Source organism: Streptomyces sp. NPDC038213, assembly GCF_055600495.1.
The window spans coordinates 188,393-205,420 of the sequence record NZ_JBVJYM010000003.1; the positions used below are offsets into that span (position 1 = coordinate 188,393).

A 17,028-nucleotide genomic window follows, 5' to 3' on the forward strand; every position below is an offset into this window, starting at 1 on the left:
CCGCCCCGGGCCCCGATACCGGGCGCTGCGCGCCCGGTGCGCTCAATCGCCGCGCGGGCTGGATCTTGCCGCTCCAGGCGGCAATCCAGTCCAGGCGGCAATCCAGCCCCGCCGGCGTTTGAGGCGCGGGGTACGGGGCGGAGCCCCTGCTTTCGGGAAGGGGCGGGGTGGGGGGAGGCTCGTGCAGCGGGGGTTTGGACTCGGGGTCCGGTCCGGTCCGGGGCGGCACGGAAAAGGTTTGGAGCGGCGTACAACCATTGCTGCGGGGCGCGGGTCATACCTGCGATCGACCTTCGTACGGGGAAAGGAACCCGCTCCATGGGCGCACACGTCCGCGCACGCCGACTCGCCATCGCAGTCACCACCGTCGGCCTGCTCACCGGCAGCGCCCTCAGCGCCGCCCCCCTCGCCACCGCGGCCCCGGTCGCGGCAAAGGCAGCGGCCGCCGCGACCTCGACCGGGACCTCCCTCCAGCCCTGGAACACCGCCCACCCCCTCGGCACGGCCCGCTACACGACCATCTCGCAGAAGCAGCTCGTGATCGCGGCCGACGGCTCCGCCGTCGCCGTCTGGGCCGCGTACCCGAACACCACCCCCGCCGGCTTCCAGCTCCTCGCCTCCCTCCGCGGCCCGAAGTCCGACGACTGGAGCACCCCGAAGCAGCTCGCCAAGGTCCCGACCGACTTCTCCGACCTCCAGGTCGTGGCCGGTTCGGGCGACGAGGTCGCCGTCGTCTGGGGTGAGCGCCCGAACTACGACCCCACCCAGGAAGGCAACATCGAGGGCCGCATCGCGGCGGCCACCGTGAACACGAAGACCGGCGCGTGGTCGGACCCGGCGGAGGTGCTGCCCGCCGTGGCCGGCCGCACCCTCGGCCGGATGCGGGCCGCCGCCGGCCCGGACGGCTCGTTCACCGCCGCCTGGTCGACGGGCCCCTGGCCCACCCGTACGAACGCGGTCCACGCCGCGACCCGCACCCCGGCCGGCACCTGGGGCGAGCCGGTCGAGCTCGCGAAGGCGGCCTCGGAGCAGGACCTCCTGACGGCCCCGGCCGTGGCCGTGGACTCCGCCGGCGCCGCGGTGGTCGTGTTCCGCCACGCGGTCGGCCTGGACGAGAGGACCACCCGCCTCGAAACCGTCACCCGACCGTCCCCCGATGCCGCCTGGGGCGGGCCGGTGGCGCTGAACGCGTACGCCCCGGGGATCGCCAAGCCCGAGATCAGTGCGGGCCCGTACGGCACCTCGGCCGTCTCCTGGACCGTCGAGGAGGTGGACGAGGAGGGCGACGGCACCACCCTCTCCATCTACGCCAGCGTGCGCCACTCCGCGGCCGACGGGTGGGGCCCGCAGCGCAGGGTGGTCGTCAACCCGCACGACGGCTACGTGGCCACCCCCGAGCCGCTGGTCGCGCCCGACGGCGGCGTGACCCTCGTCTGGCGCCAGTGGGCGGGCCCCGAGGGCAGGGCGTACGTCTACGCCTCGTCCCTGGGCCGCCAGGACACGGCCTGGTCCCAGCCCGTCGACCTGGCCCGCGGCACCGAGTACGAGCTCCGCGACCAGGTCGACTCGGCCATCGGCCGGGACGGCACCATCCGCGTGGTGTGGTCGCAGGCCTGGCCGGACTCGAACCGGGACTTCCATGCCACGGAGGCCGCCCGTGACCCGAAGACCGGTGTCTGGACCGCTCCGGCCCGGATCGCGCAGACGCACCTCAGCGAGGTCGAGGAGTTCCCCGAGATCGCGGTCGGCCCGGACGGTGCGAGCACCGCCCTGTGGTGGGCGGCGGTCGAGGAGCAGGAGAACCACCTCTACACGGCCCGTACGAGCACCGCCCCGCCCGTGGCCGTGACCGCCTCCACCGTCCCCGCCACCGCGTCCTACGGCGCCGTCAACACCCCGGCCTGGGATCCGTCCTGGACCGCGAACCAGCCGGTCCGCTGGACCCTGACGCTGAAGGACCCGGCGGGCCGGACCCTGCGCACCCTCGCCCCGGCCGCCGGCAGCACCGCGTCCGAGCAGGTCCGCCCCCGCTGGGACGGCCTGACCGACTCCCGCCAGCCGGCCCCCAACGGCCCGCTCGCCTGGGAGCTGGCCGCCGCCCCCGCCGCCTCCACGGCCGCCCCGGCGCGGATCGCCGGCGGCACGGTCACCCTCAGGGGCGGCGCCGCCGTGCACCGCGACTTCAGCGGTACGGCCAACACCCCGGACGGTACGGGCGACTTCTTCCAGACCACCGCGGCCGGGTCCCTGCGCATCGCGTACGGCAACCGCGCCACCGGCAACTTCAGCGGCAGCAGCACCAGCACCGGCTGGCCCGCGGGCTTCCGCCCGGTCCCCTTCGGGGACACGAACGGCGACCGCTGCAACGACACCCTGGTCCGCATCCCGGCGACCGGCGAGATGCGCCTGTACACCCCCGCCTGCGGCGAGGTCCTGAAGCCCACCACCAAGCACAAGGTGCTCGGCAAGGGCTGGAACGTCTACGACCTCATGACGGGCGTCGGAGACGTGACGAAGGACGGCCGCCCCGACCTCCTCGCCCGCGACCCGAAGACCGGCGGGCTGTACCTCTACACCACCACCAGCACCGGCATCCTCGCCCCGCGCGTCGGCCTGAGCACCGCCTTCAAGGACTACAAGAAGATCCTCGGCGCCGGCGACCTCAACGGCGACGGCATCGGGGACGTCCTCCTGCACGACTCCGCCAACACCCTGTGGCGCAGCTACGGCCTCGGCAACGGCAAGTTCGGCGCCCGCACCGCGATCGTCACGAACTTCAGCGCCTCGTACACCGACCTGGTGGGCCCCGGCGACATGACCGGCGACGGCCGCGCCGACCTCCTGGGCCGCGACTCCTCCGGGAGGATCTGGCGCTGGAACGGCACCGGCCAGGGCACCTACGGCGGCCGCACGCAGCTCGCCACGGGCTGGCAGGTCTACAACGGCGTCCACTGACACGCCGGTAGGCCGGTAGGCCGGTTGTACGCCGGTACGGACACGAAGGCGGTGTTCCTCCACGGGGGTGGGGAGCACCGCCTTCGCCGCGCCCCGGTGGCATCCGGGAACCCGGTTCGATCGTGCGTACAACCATCCGCCCGCCCCGCCGGTCCAACCTCCCGGCCACCCGCGGCAGTACGCGCGCGTGGTCGCCTGTAGAGCCACGGGGAAAGGGAATGCACCTGATGGGCGCACGCGCACGTACACGCACGCAGGGCCGGCTGGCCGCCGCGGTCACCACGGCCGCGCTGGTGGTCTCCGGGGGCTTCGCCGCCCCGCTGCTCACCTCCGGCACCGCGCAGGCCGCCGTGCTCCCGCTCTGGAACCTCCCCGTGTCGGCCGCCGTGGCCGGGCAGGCCGGGGAGCCCGCCGAGCTGACCGTGCTGGCCGACGGCTCGGCCCTGGCGCTGTGGCAGGGGGACGGGAAGCTGACCGCCACGGTCCGGGCCGCCGACGGCGAGACGTGGAAGGACGCGGGCTTCACGGCCACCGGCGTGTCCTCCCGCCTGCCCGTGCGGGTGGCCGCCGACCCCTCGGGCGGGGCCACGGTGACCTGGGCGGAGTCCGCCGCCCCGGCGGCCGGGCAGCCCGCGCCCGCGACCCGGCTGCTGACCGCGACCCTGCGCGCCGGGGTGTGGTCGGAGCCGGAGGAGCTGCTCGCCGCGGCCGCCGGCCGGGTCGTCGACGCCTTCCAGGTGGCCGCGGGCCCGCAGGGCACCGCGGTGGCCGCTTGGTCCGCGAAGGGCCCGGACGGCATGTCCACGGCCGTGTTCACGGCCTCCCGCGGCCTCGACGGCACCTGGTCCGCGCCCGCCGTGCTGGCGCTCGCCGGGGTCGACACCCCGGGCGGGGACGGGGACTCGGCCGGTACGGTCGACAGCGCCGACGTCGCCGTGAACGCCGCCGGGCACGCCCTGGTCGTGTTCCGCCACACGAACGGCGACGACAAGGCCGTGGTCAAGACCTCGGAGCGCACTGGCGCCGCCGGGGAGTGGAGCGCGCCCGCCGCCCTCGGGACCCCGTCGCGGGGCACCCAGCCGCCGAACGCGGGCGCGGGCGGCGACGGCACCCTCGTGGTGTCCTGGCCCTGGAACGACCCGGGCTGGGAGTTCACCAACAACGTGTACGCGGCCGTCAAGCGGCCCGGCGGGGCCTGGACCGGCCCCTCCCCGGTGCCGTACCGGGGCTTCGAGACGCAGATCGCGGCGCCCGAGCCGCTGATCGCCCCGGACGGGGACGTGACGCTGGTCTGGAAGGAGCACTACGAGGGCGACGACCAGGAGGCGAACCCGATCACCACCGGGGCCGTGAGCGCCACCCTGCCCGGGGGCGGCACCACCTGGCAGCGGCAGCGGCACAACACCCGGAACTTCTCCGGCCCCATGGACGCGGCGGTCGGACCCGACGGCACCGTCCGCGTGATCTGGTCCGAGATCCTCGGGCAGAAGGCCGGGGCCGTCACGGTCGCCCGCACCTCCTCCGACAACGCCTGGACGGCCCCGCTGCCGCTCCCGCAGACGGACCGCTCGCCGCGACCGGCCGAACCGGTCCAGATCGCGGCGGGGGCCTCCGGGACGGCCACGGCCCTGTGGACCTCCGCCCCGGGTCCCGTGTCCTCCCGTACGGCCGTGCGGCCGCTGGAGGTCGCCTCCGCCGCCGTCCCGGCCGCGGCCGACCTGGCGAAGAGCACGTCCGCCAGCGTGGTGTGGGCCCCGGTGTGGAAGCTGGACCAGCCGGCCGACTCCTGGCGCCTGACCCTCACCGCACCGGACGGAAAGATCTTCCGCGTCCTGGAGGGCGCCGCGTCCGGTACGGGCAAGGACACCCTCGCCCCGAAGTGGAACGGCCGCGACCAGGCCGGTACGGTCCTCGCCCGCACCGGTCCGCTCGCGTGGACCCTGGCCGCCACCGGCCGCAACGGCGCGCAGCAGCAGACCCTGGCGAGCGGCACGGTCACCGTGAAGTCCGGCGCCGCCGTCCACCGCGACTTCGGCTCGCGCGCGGGGGCCCCGGACGGCATCGGCGACGTCTTCCAGACCACGTCGACCGGCACCCTGCGCGTCGCGTACGGGAACGCCGCCACCGGCAACTTCTCCGGCTACCAGACCTCCACGGGCTGGCCCAAGGGCTTCCGCCCGGTCCCGTTCGGTGACACGAACGGCGACCGCTGCAACGACGTCCTGGTCCGCATCCCGGCGACCGGCGAGATGCGGCTGTACACCCCGGCCTGCGGCGAGATGCTGAAGCCCACCACGAAGCACAAGGTGCTCGGCAAGGGCTGGAACGTCTACGACCTCCTGACGGGCGTTGGTGACGTCACGAAGGACGGCCGTCCCGACCTGATCGCCCGCGACCCGAAGACCGGCGGCCTGTACCTGTACACGACCACCGCGTCCGGCATCCTCGCCCCGCGCATCGGCCTGAGCTACAACTTCAAGGACTACAAGAAGATCGTCGGCGTCGGTGACCTCAACGGCGACGGCATCGGGGACCTCGTCCTGCACGACTCCAAGAACCTCCTGTCGCGCAGCTACGGCCTCGGCAACGGCAAGTTCGGCCCCCGCGCCGTCCTGGTCCAGTACTTCAGCTACGCGTACAACACCCTCGTGGGCCCCGGCGACATGACGGGTGACGGCCGCGCCGACCTCCTGGCGCGCGACAGCGCCGCCGGGAACATCTCCCTCTGGTCCGGCACCGGCAAGGGCACCTTCACCGACAGGAAGCACCTCGCCGGCGGCTGGCAGGTCTACAACGGCATCTTCTGATCCGCCCGCTCAGCCGTCCGCCCGCCTGCGCGAGTCCTCGCGCGGGCGGGCGGCCTGCTTCCCGGACGGCGCCCGCCGTCGCCGCTCAGTGCGCGGCGGCGTACGCGACGAACCCGGCCCAGGCGGCGGGGCCGAAGGCCAGCTGGGGGCCGGGGACGGTCTTGGAGTCGCGGACGTGGACGGTGGCGGGGGTGGCGGCCACCTCGACGCAGTCGTCGCCTTCACTGCTGTCGCTGTAGCTGCTCTTGCGCCAGGCGACTTCGACGCAGTCGTTGCCGTTGCTGCTGTCGCTGTAACTGCTCTTGAACCACTCCAGCTCAGGCGTGTGGATCATGTTTCTCCCAGCACTTGCTCGATGAAGGCCAGTGACTCCCTCGGGGGGAGAGCCTGGGCCCGGATGATGCCATACCGCAGCTCAAGGACCCTCAGGTGCTTGGGGTCGGAGACCGGACGGCTGCCGAACTCGCCTTCCGCGCGGCCAACTCCGGTTCCATCACCGAACTTGAGCACGTGGATCAGGCCCCCCATCCCGGCGTGGTCTTCGAGGTTGGTCAGCATTACCTGAACGTCCACACCGCGAAGCCCAGCGATCTCCAGCAGGTGTTCGAGCTGTCGGCGCAGTACCATTCTGCCCCCAATCGGCCGCCGAAGGGTTGCCTCCTCCAGGACGAAGCTCAGAGTCGGCATAGGAGTGCGACTGAAGATGCTCTGGCGTGCCATCCGTGCTGCGAGCAGGCGCTCGATCTCGCTCTCGTCGTAGGCAGGGCGCCACGTTTCCAGCAGTGCGCGCGCATACTCCGGCGTCTGAAGCAGCCCGTGGATGTTGTGGTTCCCGTACGACAGCAACTCCACGGCCCGGGTCTCCAGCTTCGCCAAGTCGCGAACCGGCTTCGGGTACCGGACCTGTTCCACGTCGTGCCGCATCGCGCTGATCTTGCCGCCGGCCTGCAGCACCTCGTCCACCTTGTCCAGGTACTCGGGGCGAGGAATCCGCTTGCCCGCCTCCACCTTGTAGACGAGGTCCTCGCCGTAGCCGATCCGCTTGGCGAACTCGGCCGCCCGCAGCCCCGCGCTCTCGCGCCACACCCGCAGCTGGCGACCGATCGCCGCGATTACCGCCGCCCCCTGCTCGTCCTCCGGGTCGACCTCCCAGCCCGCCTCGTCCGCGCCGCTGCCACCGATGCTGTCCGCGCTCATGCGCCCACCTCCTCAACGCCCGGTACCCGACGCCCGCTCCGGACAGCCCGGACAGCAGTGGACAAGCTCCGGACAGTCTCCGTACGTACCGGCGTCGGCGCTGTTCAGGGTAGGGACGCGCGGTCACGCTGAGTCGCATGAACGAACAAACTCGTGAACTCGACGCTCCCGCACAGACGTTCTCTGTGCAACTGTCCGCAACCCCCCGCGCCGCCCGCCTCGGGCGGCTGCTCGCACTCGAACAACTCCGCACCTGGGGAGCCCCGTTGACCGTCAGTGCGCACGTCGTGGCCGAGTTGACCGCGAACGCGATCACCCACGGCCGCGTACCGGGACGCGACTTCCGGATCGCGATGACCCTGTCCCGGTCCATGCTCCGGATCGAGGTGGCGGATGCGCGGGGTGACCGGGTGCCGGTGGTCCGGGATGCGGAGGCGACGGAGGAGGGCGGGCTCGGGATGCGGGTGGTCGAGGCGCTGGCCGAGCGGTGGGGGGTGGTGCAGGGGGCCCCGCCCGGCAAGGTGGTCTGGGCGGAGATCGACCTCCCGCCGGCCCCGCTGTAACCGCATCGCGGCTGACCGCGACGCGGCGCCGAACGGCCCTAAAAGACCTAAGAACCGGGGGAAAGAACCCCTACCAAACCCAACCGCCGCTCTCGTCCCTCGGACGGGTGAACTGTGCCAACTGGGCTGGATTTCGGCTGGGTTGGCAGGCATATGCTCGCCGCGGCGAATCACCCAGACAGTGGGCCCCCGGCGGGACTGACGATCCCGGCCGAGGGCCTAAGCGACAGGAAGTAGCGCTTCCCGATGGCTTTCGATGAGCCTAACGCGCACCCGTGCGTAGAGTCCCGCATTCCGGGTTCCCACGACCCGGTCCGGCGAGCCCGCCGACCCGTCGGCGTGATCCACGTGAACCACCGCCACGACCACCACTTCACCGTGGTCGGAGACCACCTCGCCCAGCACCCCGAACTGTCCCTGACGGCCCGCGGCCTGGCGCTCTACATCCAGTCCGTGCCCGCCGGCACCCCCGTCGGCATCAGGGACCTCGCCACCCGCTTCCCCGAGGGCGAGCACCGCATCGCCGGTGCCCTGCGGGAGCTGGAGGCGTACGGGTACCTCTTCCGCGAGCGGGTCCGCCTCCCCAACGGCCGCGTGATCACCCGTACGTACTCGTACAACCGCCCGGGAGCCCCCGAGGACCCCGACCCGGGCCCCGGCACCGACCCGCCGCCCCCGGACCGGCCGCCCACCCCGGCTCCCGCGCCCGTACCGCCTCCGCCCGCCCCCGCGCCCGTACCGCCCGCGGCCGAGCGGCCCGCCACCCCCGTGGAGCGCGAGGCCCGCCACCACCTCGCCGCCCTGCGCCACCGCAACCCCCGCCTCCTGCTCTCCGAGCGGGACCTCGTCCGGCTGACCCCGCTGCTGGCGGAATGGCTGGTCAGGGGCGCCGTACCGGAGGTGGCCGTACGGGTCCTCACGGCGAACCTCCCGCAGGACCTCCGCTACCCGGCCGCCTTCCTGGCCCACCGCCTGAAGGCCCTCCTGCCGCCCGAGGCCCCCGTCCACCGCCAGACCCCCGTCACCCCCGCCCACCGTGCCCCGGAGCGGAACCTCGACCCCCTCCAGAACTGCGACACCTGCGACCGCGCCCACCGCGCCCCGACCCGCGGCCCCTGCCCCGAGTGCCGCGCCCGGCCGGGCCGGGCTGCCTAGCATGAAGGTGATCGCACCGGAACCCGGCGCACGCCGTGAACCCCTACGCGTCCATGTGGGCGGCACCCGCCGTTCGCCCGGATCTGCTGCACTGGGGGCATGTCCACCGGAAACGGGGAGCGGGCGGCCGAGGCCCTGCTCGAACTGGTCCGGGCCCGCGCCCGGCAGGCGGAACTGATCGTGGAGGCCCAGGCGGCGGCGCTGCGCTGCGTGGAGCTGGAGAACCTGGCCGTACGGCTGCGAGAGGCCGGGCCGGGCGAGCGGGAGCGGTGTACAAGGGCGTTGGCGAGGGCCCGCGCGCTCCGCGAGGAGTTCTTCGCGCTGAGGCTGGCCGCGGCGGGCGACCTGGAGCGGGCCAGGGCGGCTGCGGTCGCGGCGGGCGTACCGGGGGCGGACGAGCCGCCGGTGGGCGGTGGCGCGGGCGCGGACACGGGCGCTGAGGACGAACTGAGCCTGTTCGAGGCCCGCTTGGCGGGACAGGAACGCACGGTTGGGCTGCTGCGGGCCGACCTGGCCGGGGACGGGGGAGCCGGACCCGACCCGGAGCCCGTACAGGGGCCCGAACCGGGGCCGCGCGGGGCTGCCGTACCGCTCACCAAACCGGCCGGTCCGGCCCCGGATCCCGTACGGGAATCCGCACCCCCGGCAGGGGAGAAGGCGCCGGGGCGGGCGCCGCGGGCCCGGGACTGGGTGGGCGGGAGCCTGGTGGCCGCCCTGGCCGGGACCGCCGCCGCGGTCTTCTCGGCTGCCGTCCGGCCCGCGGAGGGCGGGCCGGGGGCCGGTGCGCTGACCGCCTTCGCGGTCGGGGCGCTGCTCGTGGTGGTGCTGGTGTGGATGCTGGCCGTCGGGCAGCTGGTCGAGGCACTCGGGCCGGACACCGATCCGCCCGTGATGGTCTACACGATGCTGTCCGGGCCCGCCGCCCTCCTGGCCGGGCTCGTCCTGCCCTCGCTCGCGGACGCGCACGGCTGGGGCCGCTGGTGGGCGGAGGCGGTCGGGCTGCTCTGATCCCGGGGGCGGCCCGTCAGAAGTACAGGAACGGGATCACGGCCGGCGGGAGGGACGGGGACGACAGCATGTCGTAGTGGCTCGTGCCCGGCAGGACGGCCAGGCGCGAGGCAGGGCGGTCCCCGCCCTGCGGGCCCGGATCGCGCAGCCCGCCGCCGAGCAGCCCGTAGAACTCGACCATGTGGGCGGGCCGCACGGCGTCCGCGTCGGCGTACACCAGGAGGGTCGGGGCGGTGACCCCGGCGGTCTCGGCCGTCCAGTCGTACTCCTCGCGCAGCAGCTCGCCGGTCTTGGCGACGAGCGCCGCCCAGTCCTCGGGGCGCTGCGCGAGGCGCACGTACGACTCGTAGAGCGCCGACTCCTTCATCGGCTCCGCGGCGGCCTCCCGCATCACCTCCATCGAGGCCAGCACCTCCGGGTGCCAGCCGTCGCGCCGGCAGGGGGCCGAGAGCAGCACCAGGCGGCGGACGGCCTGCGGGTGCTGGATGGCCGCGCGCAGGGCCACCGAGGCCCCCAGGGAGTAGCCGAGGACGTCGGCCCGGCCGAGCCCCAGGTGGTGCAGCAGGGCGACGACGTCGTCGGCCAGGGTCTGGGGGCGCAGCGGGCGGCCGGGGACGTCGGCGGTGCGGCCGTGGCCCTGGAGGTCGAGGAGGATCACCCGGCGCTGGGCGGCGAGGGCGGGCAGCAGTGGGGTGAAGGTCTCGGCGGAGGCGAGCCCGCCGTGCAGGAGCACCAGCGGCTCGCCGGAGCCGTGCTCTTCGTAGTACAGGGACAGCCCGGATCCGCTGAGCTCCGCATAGCCCCGTGTGACCGTCATCGTGTGCGCCCGCCTTAGCTCTTGTCGTCGCTTGCCAGAGAGATAGACGTGCGACGGGCCGGAAAATCATCGGCCGGGCCAGGGGAATCGCGGCACTGGCCGGATCCGCTCGCGGCGCGCTGCCCGGAGTCGACCAGGAGGCGGGGAGAGGCGGCGGATCGGCCCCGCGGCGTCGTGATCCGGTCCGGCGGGCCGGTGACGCCCCGTCAGCGGCCTGTCAGCGCACCGTGACAAAGGTGTAGGAGAGGGGCAAAAGTTACCTACGGGTACGTAGTGACTTCCCATCCTGGCAGCAGTAGAACGTGTTTCTCTTCCGCCAAGAGTGAGGAAGGTCACATGAGCGACAACACCCCCCGTTCCCGCACGTCGGCTACGGATCCCCAGGGTGTATCCCGTCGCCGGTTCCTCGTAGGAACCGGTTCTATTCTGGGCGCGCTGACCCTCTCGGCCCAGGTGGGCCCCGCCCATGCGGCGGCCACCGGCCCCGGAGCCGCGGCCGCCGCGATCGACCCCGGGGCGCACGTGCCCGTCCTGATCGTCGGCACCGGCTACGGCGGCTCCGTGGCCGCCCTGCGCCTGGCGCAGGCCGGGGTCGACGTCCACATGGTCGAGATGGGCATGGCCTGGGACACCCCCGGCAGCGACGGCAAGATCTTCGCCAACACCACCAAGCCCGACCACCGCTCCTTCTGGCTGCGCACCCGCACCAAGCAGCCCCTGAGCAACTTCCTCGGCTTCCCCCTCGACAAGGACATCCCCCGCTACACCGGCATCCTCGACGCCGAGGAGTTCGCCGGGATCACCGTCTACCAGGGCCGCGGCGTCGGCGGCGGCTCCCTCGTCAACGGCGGCATGGCCGTCACCCCCCGCCGGGACCGCTTCGCCGCCGTCCTGCCCACCGTCGACGCCGACGAGATGTACGACGTCTACTACCCGCGCGCCAACGCCGGACTCGGGGTCACGGACGTCGACCCGGCCTGGTGGGAGTCCGCGGCCTGCTACCAGTACGCCCGCGTCGGCCGCAAGCACGCCCAGCGCTCCGGCTTCCCCTTCGTCTTCGTGCCCAACGTCTACGACTGGGAGTACATGAAGCAGGAGGCGGCCGGCACCGCCACCAAGTCCGCCCTGGCCGGCGAGGTCCTCTACGGCAACAACCACGGCAAGAAGACCCTCCAGAAGACCTACCTGGCCCAGGCCCGCGCCACCGGCCGCGTCACGATCTCCCCGCTGCACCGGGTCACCACCGTCACCCCGGCCCCCGGCGGCGGCTACAGCGTCTCCATCGAGGTCCTCGACACCGGCGGCACCACCACGGCCGTCAAGAACGTCACCGCCGACCGGGTGTTCTTCGCCGCGGGCAGCGTCGGCACCAGCAAGCTGCTCGTACGCCTCAAGGCCACCGGGGCCCTGCCCGCCCTCAACGGCGAGGTCGGCAAGGGCTGGGGCGACAACGGCAACGTGATGTGCGGCCGCGCCAACCACATGTGGGACGCCACCGGCAAGCTCCAGGCCTCCATGCCCACCGCCGGCATCGACAACTGGGAGGCGGGCGGCGCCTTCGCGGAGGTCGCCCCGCTGCCCACCGGCATCGAGACGTACGCGTCCTTCTACCTCTCCATCACCAAGAACCCGAACCGGGCCGAGTTCACCTGGAACGCGGCCGCCGGCAGGGTCGACCTCAGCTGGCAGCAGGCCTGGAAGCAGCCCTCCATCAACGCCGCCAAGACCATCTTCGACAAGATCAACTCGAAGGAGGGGACGATCTACCGGACCGACCTCTTCGGCGGCAACAAGGTCTGGGGCGACCACCTCACCTACCACCCGCTCGGCGGCGCGGTCCTCGGCAAGGCCACCGACAACTACGGGCGCCTGCACGGCTACCAGGGCCTGTACGTGATCGACGGGGCGCTCATCCCCGGCAATACGAGCGTCAACCCGTTCGTCACCATCACGGCGCTGGCCGAACGGAACATCGAGAAGATCATCGCCACCGACCTCTGAGCCCGCGGGCTCCGGACGGGGCGGGTCCCGCGCAGGGGCGGGACCCGCACCCGCGGCCGGGACCCGCCGCGCGCTCCGCTACTCCGTGGGAAGGACGCACACCGCGTCCAGCCCCAGCACCCGGTTGAGCCGCCCGAAGGCCAGCCAGGAGCCGATGCTCATGGTCAGCTCCACGATCTCCGCCTGGCTGTACTGCGCGGCCATCCGCGACCAGAACTCCTCGTCCAGCCCGTGGTGGTCCAGCGCGTACCGCTCCGCGTACTCCGCGGCCAGCCGGGTCCGGACGTCGAAGGACTCCGTGGTCCGCCACTCGGCGACCGCGTCCGCGAACTCCTCCTCGACCTTCTCGCCGTCCCGGTCGGTCCGCCAGTCCAGGCAGAACCCGCAGCCGTTGATCTGCGCGATCCGCAGCCGGGCCGCCTCGAACTCCCGCAGCCCCAGCTTGGTGTGGGCGTACACGGACAGGGAGAAGTTGGAGGCGGCCATGCCGATCTCGGGCACGATCTCGCCCCACACGAACTCGATCGGGTGCTTGCCCTCGGGGATGTCGATCCGCACGGTTCAGCCCTTCCTTCCCAGTCGGCCGACCGCCGGGCGCAGCGGCACGTCCAGCGCGTCGTAGAGTCCCGGCTCCGCCTCCGCGAGCCAGTCGATCGCCCCGACCAGCCGGCCGACGGCCGTGGCGTTGCCGCCCGCGGACCGGTTCTCGCCCTCGTCGCTCGCCTCCACCGTCACCTCGATCCGCGGCCGGCCCTCGATGATCACCCGGTGCGCGCCCGAACCGTCCGGCGGCACCGGCCAGTCGGGGGCGCAGTCGGGGTGGATGCGGGTCACGTGCTCGATGACGATCCGCGGCTCCCCGCCGACGATCCCCTGCACCTCGAAGCGGACCGCGCCCTGCGTGCCCGCCTCGAACCCGCCCATCGTGCGGGTCTGCACGGTCTGCGCCAGCGGACGGCGCTCCATCGTCTCGCGGATCTCCTCCAGCTCCACGCCCAGCGCGCGGGCCATCATCCGCACCTGCCCGCCCCACACCATGGTCGGGACCGATTCGATGAGCATGGGCGCCGTGTAGTCCAGGGGCTGGCCCATCCCGACGAGGTAGCGGACCGAGTGCTCCTGCTCGTACGTGGAGTAGTCGAAGACCTCCTGGCAGCGGATGGCGTCCACGGTCGACCCGAGCCCGCTGAGCAGCAGCGGCAGTACGTCGTTCCCCCAGCCGGGGTCCACCCCGGAGGCGAACAGGGATCCGCCGCCCTCGGCCACGGCCGCCAGCAGCGGATCGCGGAACTCGGGCGGGGCGTTGCGCGGATCGTAGAGGGGGTAGAGGGCGGGGGTCACGACCACCGCACCGGCGCGGACCGCCCGTACCAGGTCGGCGAGGGCCTCGTCCGGGCGGATGTCGCCGGTGGCCGCGTACACGACGGCGCGCGGTCCGGCGGCGAGGACCGCCCCGATGTCGTCGGTGGCCGCGACGCCCAGCGGCTCGTGGAGTCCGGCCAGTTCGCCCGCGTCGCGGCCGACCTTCCCGGGATCGTGGACGATCACGTCCGTCAGGTGCAGTGCCGGGTGGGCCGCGACGGCGCGGATGGCGGCGCGGCCCACGTTGCCGGTTCCCCAGACAACCGTGGAAATCATGCGGCGGAGGTTAGCGCGGGGCCCGTGCGGTTCCCAGACATCCGACGCAAGAATCTGACGGGACGTCACATAATTCCTTCAGGTGGGGTGTTGGCCCCCACCTGCACCCCTTACTGGACGGCGGCCGCGGCCCGTCCCAGCCGGCGCAGCCCCTCCCCGATCTCCTCCGGGGTGTGCGTCGTGAACGACAGCCGCAGGGTCCGCGGGTCCGGGGTGCCCGTGAAGAAGGGCGCGCCCGGCACGAAGGCCACGTCCCGCGCCACCGCCTCCTTCAGGAACGCCGTCGCGTCGTACCCCTCCGGCAGCCGCGCCCACACGAACATGCCGCCCTCCGGCCGGTTCCACGAGGAACCCGCCGGCAGCGCCCCGTCCAGCCCCGCCAGCAGCGCGTCCCGCCGCTCCCGGTAGGCGGCGCAGATCCGCGCCACGTGCGCGTCCAGGTCCGAGGCCGCCAGATAGCGGGCGGCGGCCAGCTGGTCCACGGTCGAGGTGTGCAGGTCGGCGGCCTGCTTGGCCACCGTCGCGGCCCTCAGCAGCCCGGCCGGGGCGCGCAGCCAGCCCAGCCGCAGCCCCGGCGCGAGGATCTTGGAGAAGCTGCCGAGCAGCGCCGTGCGGTCCTCGGCCCCCGGGTGCCCCGCTATCCACGGCACCTGCGCGCCCTCGTAGCGCAGCTCCCCGTACGGGTCGTCCTCGACGATCCACAGCCCGAGCCGCCCGGCGGTCGAGGCCACCGCGGCCCGGCGGCCGGCGGGCAGGGTGCGGCCGGTGGGGTTCTGGAAGGTCGGGACCGTGTAGAGCAGCTTGGGCCGCTCCCGGAGCACGATCTCCTCCAGCGCATCGGGCAGCATCCCGTACGCGTCGCACGGCACCGGCACCACGCGCGCCCCCGCGAACCCGAAGCACTGGAGCGCGGCCAGGTAGGTCGGGTTCTCCACCAGCACCACGTCACCGGGCTCGACCAGCGTCGCGGTGATCAGCGTCAGCGCCTGCTGCGAACCGGTGGTCACCAGCAGGTCCCCGGCACCGCTCGGCAGCCCGCGGCCCGACAGCCGCTCCGCGACGGCCGCCCGCAGCTCGGGCGCGCCCTCGGTCGTCGAGTACTGGAGCGCCCGGCGCGCCCCGTCCGCGAAGACACCGGCGTACGCGGCACCCAGCCCGGCCGCGTCGAACAGCTCGGGCGCGGGCAGCCCGCCCGCGAACGAGACCACCCCGGGCCGGGCGGTCAGGGCGAGGATCTCCCGCACGGCGGAGGCCTCGACGGCGGTGGCGCGGGCGGCGAACGCGGGGGGCTGGGCGCGCATGGGGGCTCCTGGGGGTGCGGGTGCGGACGGGGGTACGGGGGTGCGGGTGCGGGCGGTGGTGCGGGTGCCCGTGCTGGTACGGGTGGGGGTGCCGGTCACCCTAGCGGCGGAACCGTGTATCCAGCACCCACCTGTCCACCCCCTGGACTCCCTTACCCCATACCCGCGTTGACCGCAGAACGAGCCCTCCGCGCCCCCGCGTGCCGCCCTGCCCGCCCCTCCCCGCTACCTCTTGCGCCGCCGCCCCCGAGCCCTGCGCCCCCCAGCCCTCACCCGTGCCCTCGCCCTCGCCCGTACCCGTGCCCTCGCCCGCATCCGGCGGAGGAGGGAGACCGCGTAGCCCGCACCGCCGAGGACGACGGCCCCGGCCGCACCCGCCCCCGCGACCAGCAGCGCCGTGTCCCGGGGGTTCGTCCGCAGGGGCTTCCCGTCCTCACCGAGGGCGAGCATGTGCACCGGCCGGGAGTTGTTCTCCTTGAACGGATCACCCGCCGGGGCGTCCGTCCAGATCCGGCCCTCCGCCCCCGGGACGGCCCGGTCGATGCGCACCCGCAGCTGCGGCCCGGCCGGACCCTTGACCGGGCAGCGGACGGTGCCGTCGCGGTCGGAGGTGCAGTACGTCTCGTCCGCGGGATAGGTGCCCGGCTCCGGGGGATCGTTGGAGACCCCCTCGGGCAGCCGGATGAACACCGTCGCGGGCAGCTCCCGCCCCACCGGGCCGGTCATCGGGACGAGGTCCACGCGCTGGTGGTCGCCCGCCTTGCCGCGGAGGGTGAACTCGGGCACCGCGAGGTCCCCGGCGGGATCGAACCCGGCCGTCTCCACCCGGACGACGCCGCTCCCGGCGCCCCCGAGCGTCCGCCACCGGCCCTCGCCCTCCCCCTCACCCCTGACGGGCCGCAGGCCGAGCCGCCGGGTGCCGTCCCCGTCCGGGACCCCGGCCTCCATGCTCTGCACGTACCAGTCGACCTGCTTGGCGTCCCAGGCCTCGAAGGCGTAGTCGACGTAGCCGCTGTACTGGCAGCAGTACGCGTTGACCACCTGCACCGGCCGGTCCGTCTCGAAGGCCTCGCCGGGCTTCACGGCGTTCGGGAACACGCAGAGCGCGGAGGTGCGGGTGGGGGAGTAGTGGCAGTTCTCGTAGGCGAGGGGGAGCGTCAGGCCCTGCCGGGTGTCGGCGACGCGGATCTCCAGGACGATGGTCCGCCCCCGGAGCACACCGGCCTCGTGCCGGAACGCGGGCCTGACCGCGAGCGGACCCCGGTCCCCGTCCGGGGCCACCCCGACCCGGTCCTCCTCAACCCGACTCCGCAAATCGGTCCACCCGGCACCTGCCGTTCCGGCCGGCGCCGCGACGGCAGCGGGCGCCGCGAACGCGGCGAACGCCGTCAGCACCACAGCGCCCGTACGGCGCACAGCACCCCGGCCCATCCGGACATCTCCCTCCCCACGGCCCACCCGCAAAAAGTGAGACGGCCCCCCAACCCCCCGGGTTGTAACCCCCCTCCCGATCGAGACCCAACGGTAACCACCACCCCCACGCCCCCCCGGGGCTACGCCCCGCACCCCGCGCCTCAAACGCCGGC

General features: G+C 73.7%; 13 protein-coding genes. 6 read left to right on the forward strand and 7 right to left on the reverse strand.

The window, feature by feature from the left end:
• Positions 1 to 318 precede the first annotated feature (318 nt).
• Entirely contained in the window at positions 319 to 2,955 is a 2,637-nt protein-coding gene (locus tag ACZ7JZ_RS06145; RefSeq protein ID WP_470933724.1) for an FG-GAP repeat domain-containing protein, read from the forward strand.
• A gap of 227 nt (positions 2,956 to 3,182) precedes the next feature.
• Complete coding sequence (locus ACZ7JZ_RS06150) at positions 3,183 to 5,762, forward strand: FG-GAP repeat domain-containing protein (RefSeq protein WP_470933726.1); 2,580 nt, start codon at positions 3,183 to 3,185, stop codon at positions 5,760 to 5,762.
• An 85-nt stretch (positions 5,763 to 5,847) separates the two neighbouring features.
• Here ACZ7JZ_RS06150 and ACZ7JZ_RS06155 read toward each other — a convergent pair whose 3' ends face one another.
• Together ACZ7JZ_RS06155 and ACZ7JZ_RS06160 are read right to left on the reverse strand one after the other, a co-directional pair.
• Entirely contained in the window at positions 5,848 to 6,096 is a 249-nt protein-coding gene (locus ACZ7JZ_RS06155) for a DUF397 domain-containing protein (protein WP_470933728.1), read from the reverse strand.
• A complete protein-coding gene (locus ACZ7JZ_RS06160; RefSeq protein WP_470933730.1) occupies positions 6,093 to 6,959 on the reverse strand; it encodes a helix-turn-helix domain-containing protein in 867 nt (288 codons plus the stop codon). Before ACZ7JZ_RS06160 ends, ACZ7JZ_RS06155 begins: the two co-directional genes overlap by 4 nt.
• Positions 6,960 to 7,096: 137 nt before the next feature.
• Between ACZ7JZ_RS06160 and ACZ7JZ_RS06165 the strand changes: the two genes are divergently transcribed.
• The 3 genes from ACZ7JZ_RS06165 (at position 7,097) to ACZ7JZ_RS06175 (ending at position 9,685) form a co-directional block, all read left to right on the forward strand.
• Positions 7,097 to 7,522: an ATP-binding protein gene (locus ACZ7JZ_RS06165; protein ID WP_470933732.1), complete on the forward strand. Its 426-nt coding sequence runs from the start codon at positions 7,097 to 7,099 to the stop codon at positions 7,520 to 7,522.
• 339 nt (positions 7,523 to 7,861) lie between these two features.
• Positions 7,862 to 8,677, forward strand: a complete 816-nt coding sequence (locus tag ACZ7JZ_RS06170) for a helix-turn-helix domain-containing protein (RefSeq protein WP_470933734.1) — start codon at positions 7,862 to 7,864, stop codon at positions 8,675 to 8,677.
• 99 nt (positions 8,678 to 8,776) lie between these two features.
• Positions 8,777 to 9,685, forward strand: coding sequence for a hypothetical protein (locus ACZ7JZ_RS06175; protein WP_470933736.1), 909 nt, complete (start codon positions 8,777 to 8,779; stop codon positions 9,683 to 9,685).
• A gap of 16 nt (positions 9,686 to 9,701) precedes the next feature.
• Here the strand turns inward: ACZ7JZ_RS06175 and ACZ7JZ_RS06180 are convergent, their stop codons facing one another.
• Entirely contained in the window at positions 9,702 to 10,502 is an 801-nt protein-coding gene (locus ACZ7JZ_RS06180; RefSeq protein WP_470933738.1) for an alpha/beta fold hydrolase, read from the reverse strand.
• 336 nt (positions 10,503 to 10,838) lie between these two features.
• Here ACZ7JZ_RS06180 and ACZ7JZ_RS06185 point away from each other — a divergent pair, with 336 nt between their 5' ends.
• Positions 10,839 to 12,503: a GMC oxidoreductase gene (locus tag ACZ7JZ_RS06185; RefSeq protein WP_470933740.1), complete on the forward strand. Its 1,665-nt coding sequence runs from the start codon at positions 10,839 to 10,841 to the stop codon at positions 12,501 to 12,503.
• A 78-nt stretch (positions 12,504 to 12,581) separates the two neighbouring features.
• Here the strand turns inward: ACZ7JZ_RS06185 and ACZ7JZ_RS06190 are convergent, their stop codons facing one another.
• The 4 genes from ACZ7JZ_RS06190 to ACZ7JZ_RS06205 all read right to left on the reverse strand — a co-directional run bounded on the left by ACZ7JZ_RS06190 (position 12,582) and on the right by ACZ7JZ_RS06205 (position 16,756).
• The gene (locus ACZ7JZ_RS06190) at positions 12,582 to 13,061 is read right to left on the reverse strand and encodes a carboxymuconolactone decarboxylase family protein (RefSeq protein WP_470933742.1); all 480 of its coding nucleotides are present in this window, start codon (positions 13,059 to 13,061) and stop codon (positions 12,582 to 12,584) included.
• A gap of 3 nt (positions 13,062 to 13,064) precedes the next feature.
• Positions 13,065 to 14,141, reverse strand: coding sequence for an NAD(P)H-dependent amine dehydrogenase family protein (locus ACZ7JZ_RS06195; RefSeq protein WP_470933744.1), 1,077 nt, complete (start codon positions 14,139 to 14,141; stop codon positions 13,065 to 13,067).
• 110 nt (positions 14,142 to 14,251) lie between these two features.
• Positions 14,252 to 15,442 (reverse strand): aminotransferase-like domain-containing protein, encoded by a 1,191-nt coding sequence (locus ACZ7JZ_RS06200; RefSeq protein ID WP_470934182.1) that lies wholly within the window; start codon positions 15,440 to 15,442, stop codon positions 14,252 to 14,254.
• A 225-nt stretch (positions 15,443 to 15,667) separates the two neighbouring features.
• A complete protein-coding gene (locus ACZ7JZ_RS06205) occupies positions 15,668 to 16,756 on the reverse strand; it encodes a hypothetical protein (protein ID WP_470933746.1) in 1,089 nt (362 codons plus the stop codon).
• Positions 16,757 to 17,028 lie beyond the last annotated feature (272 nt).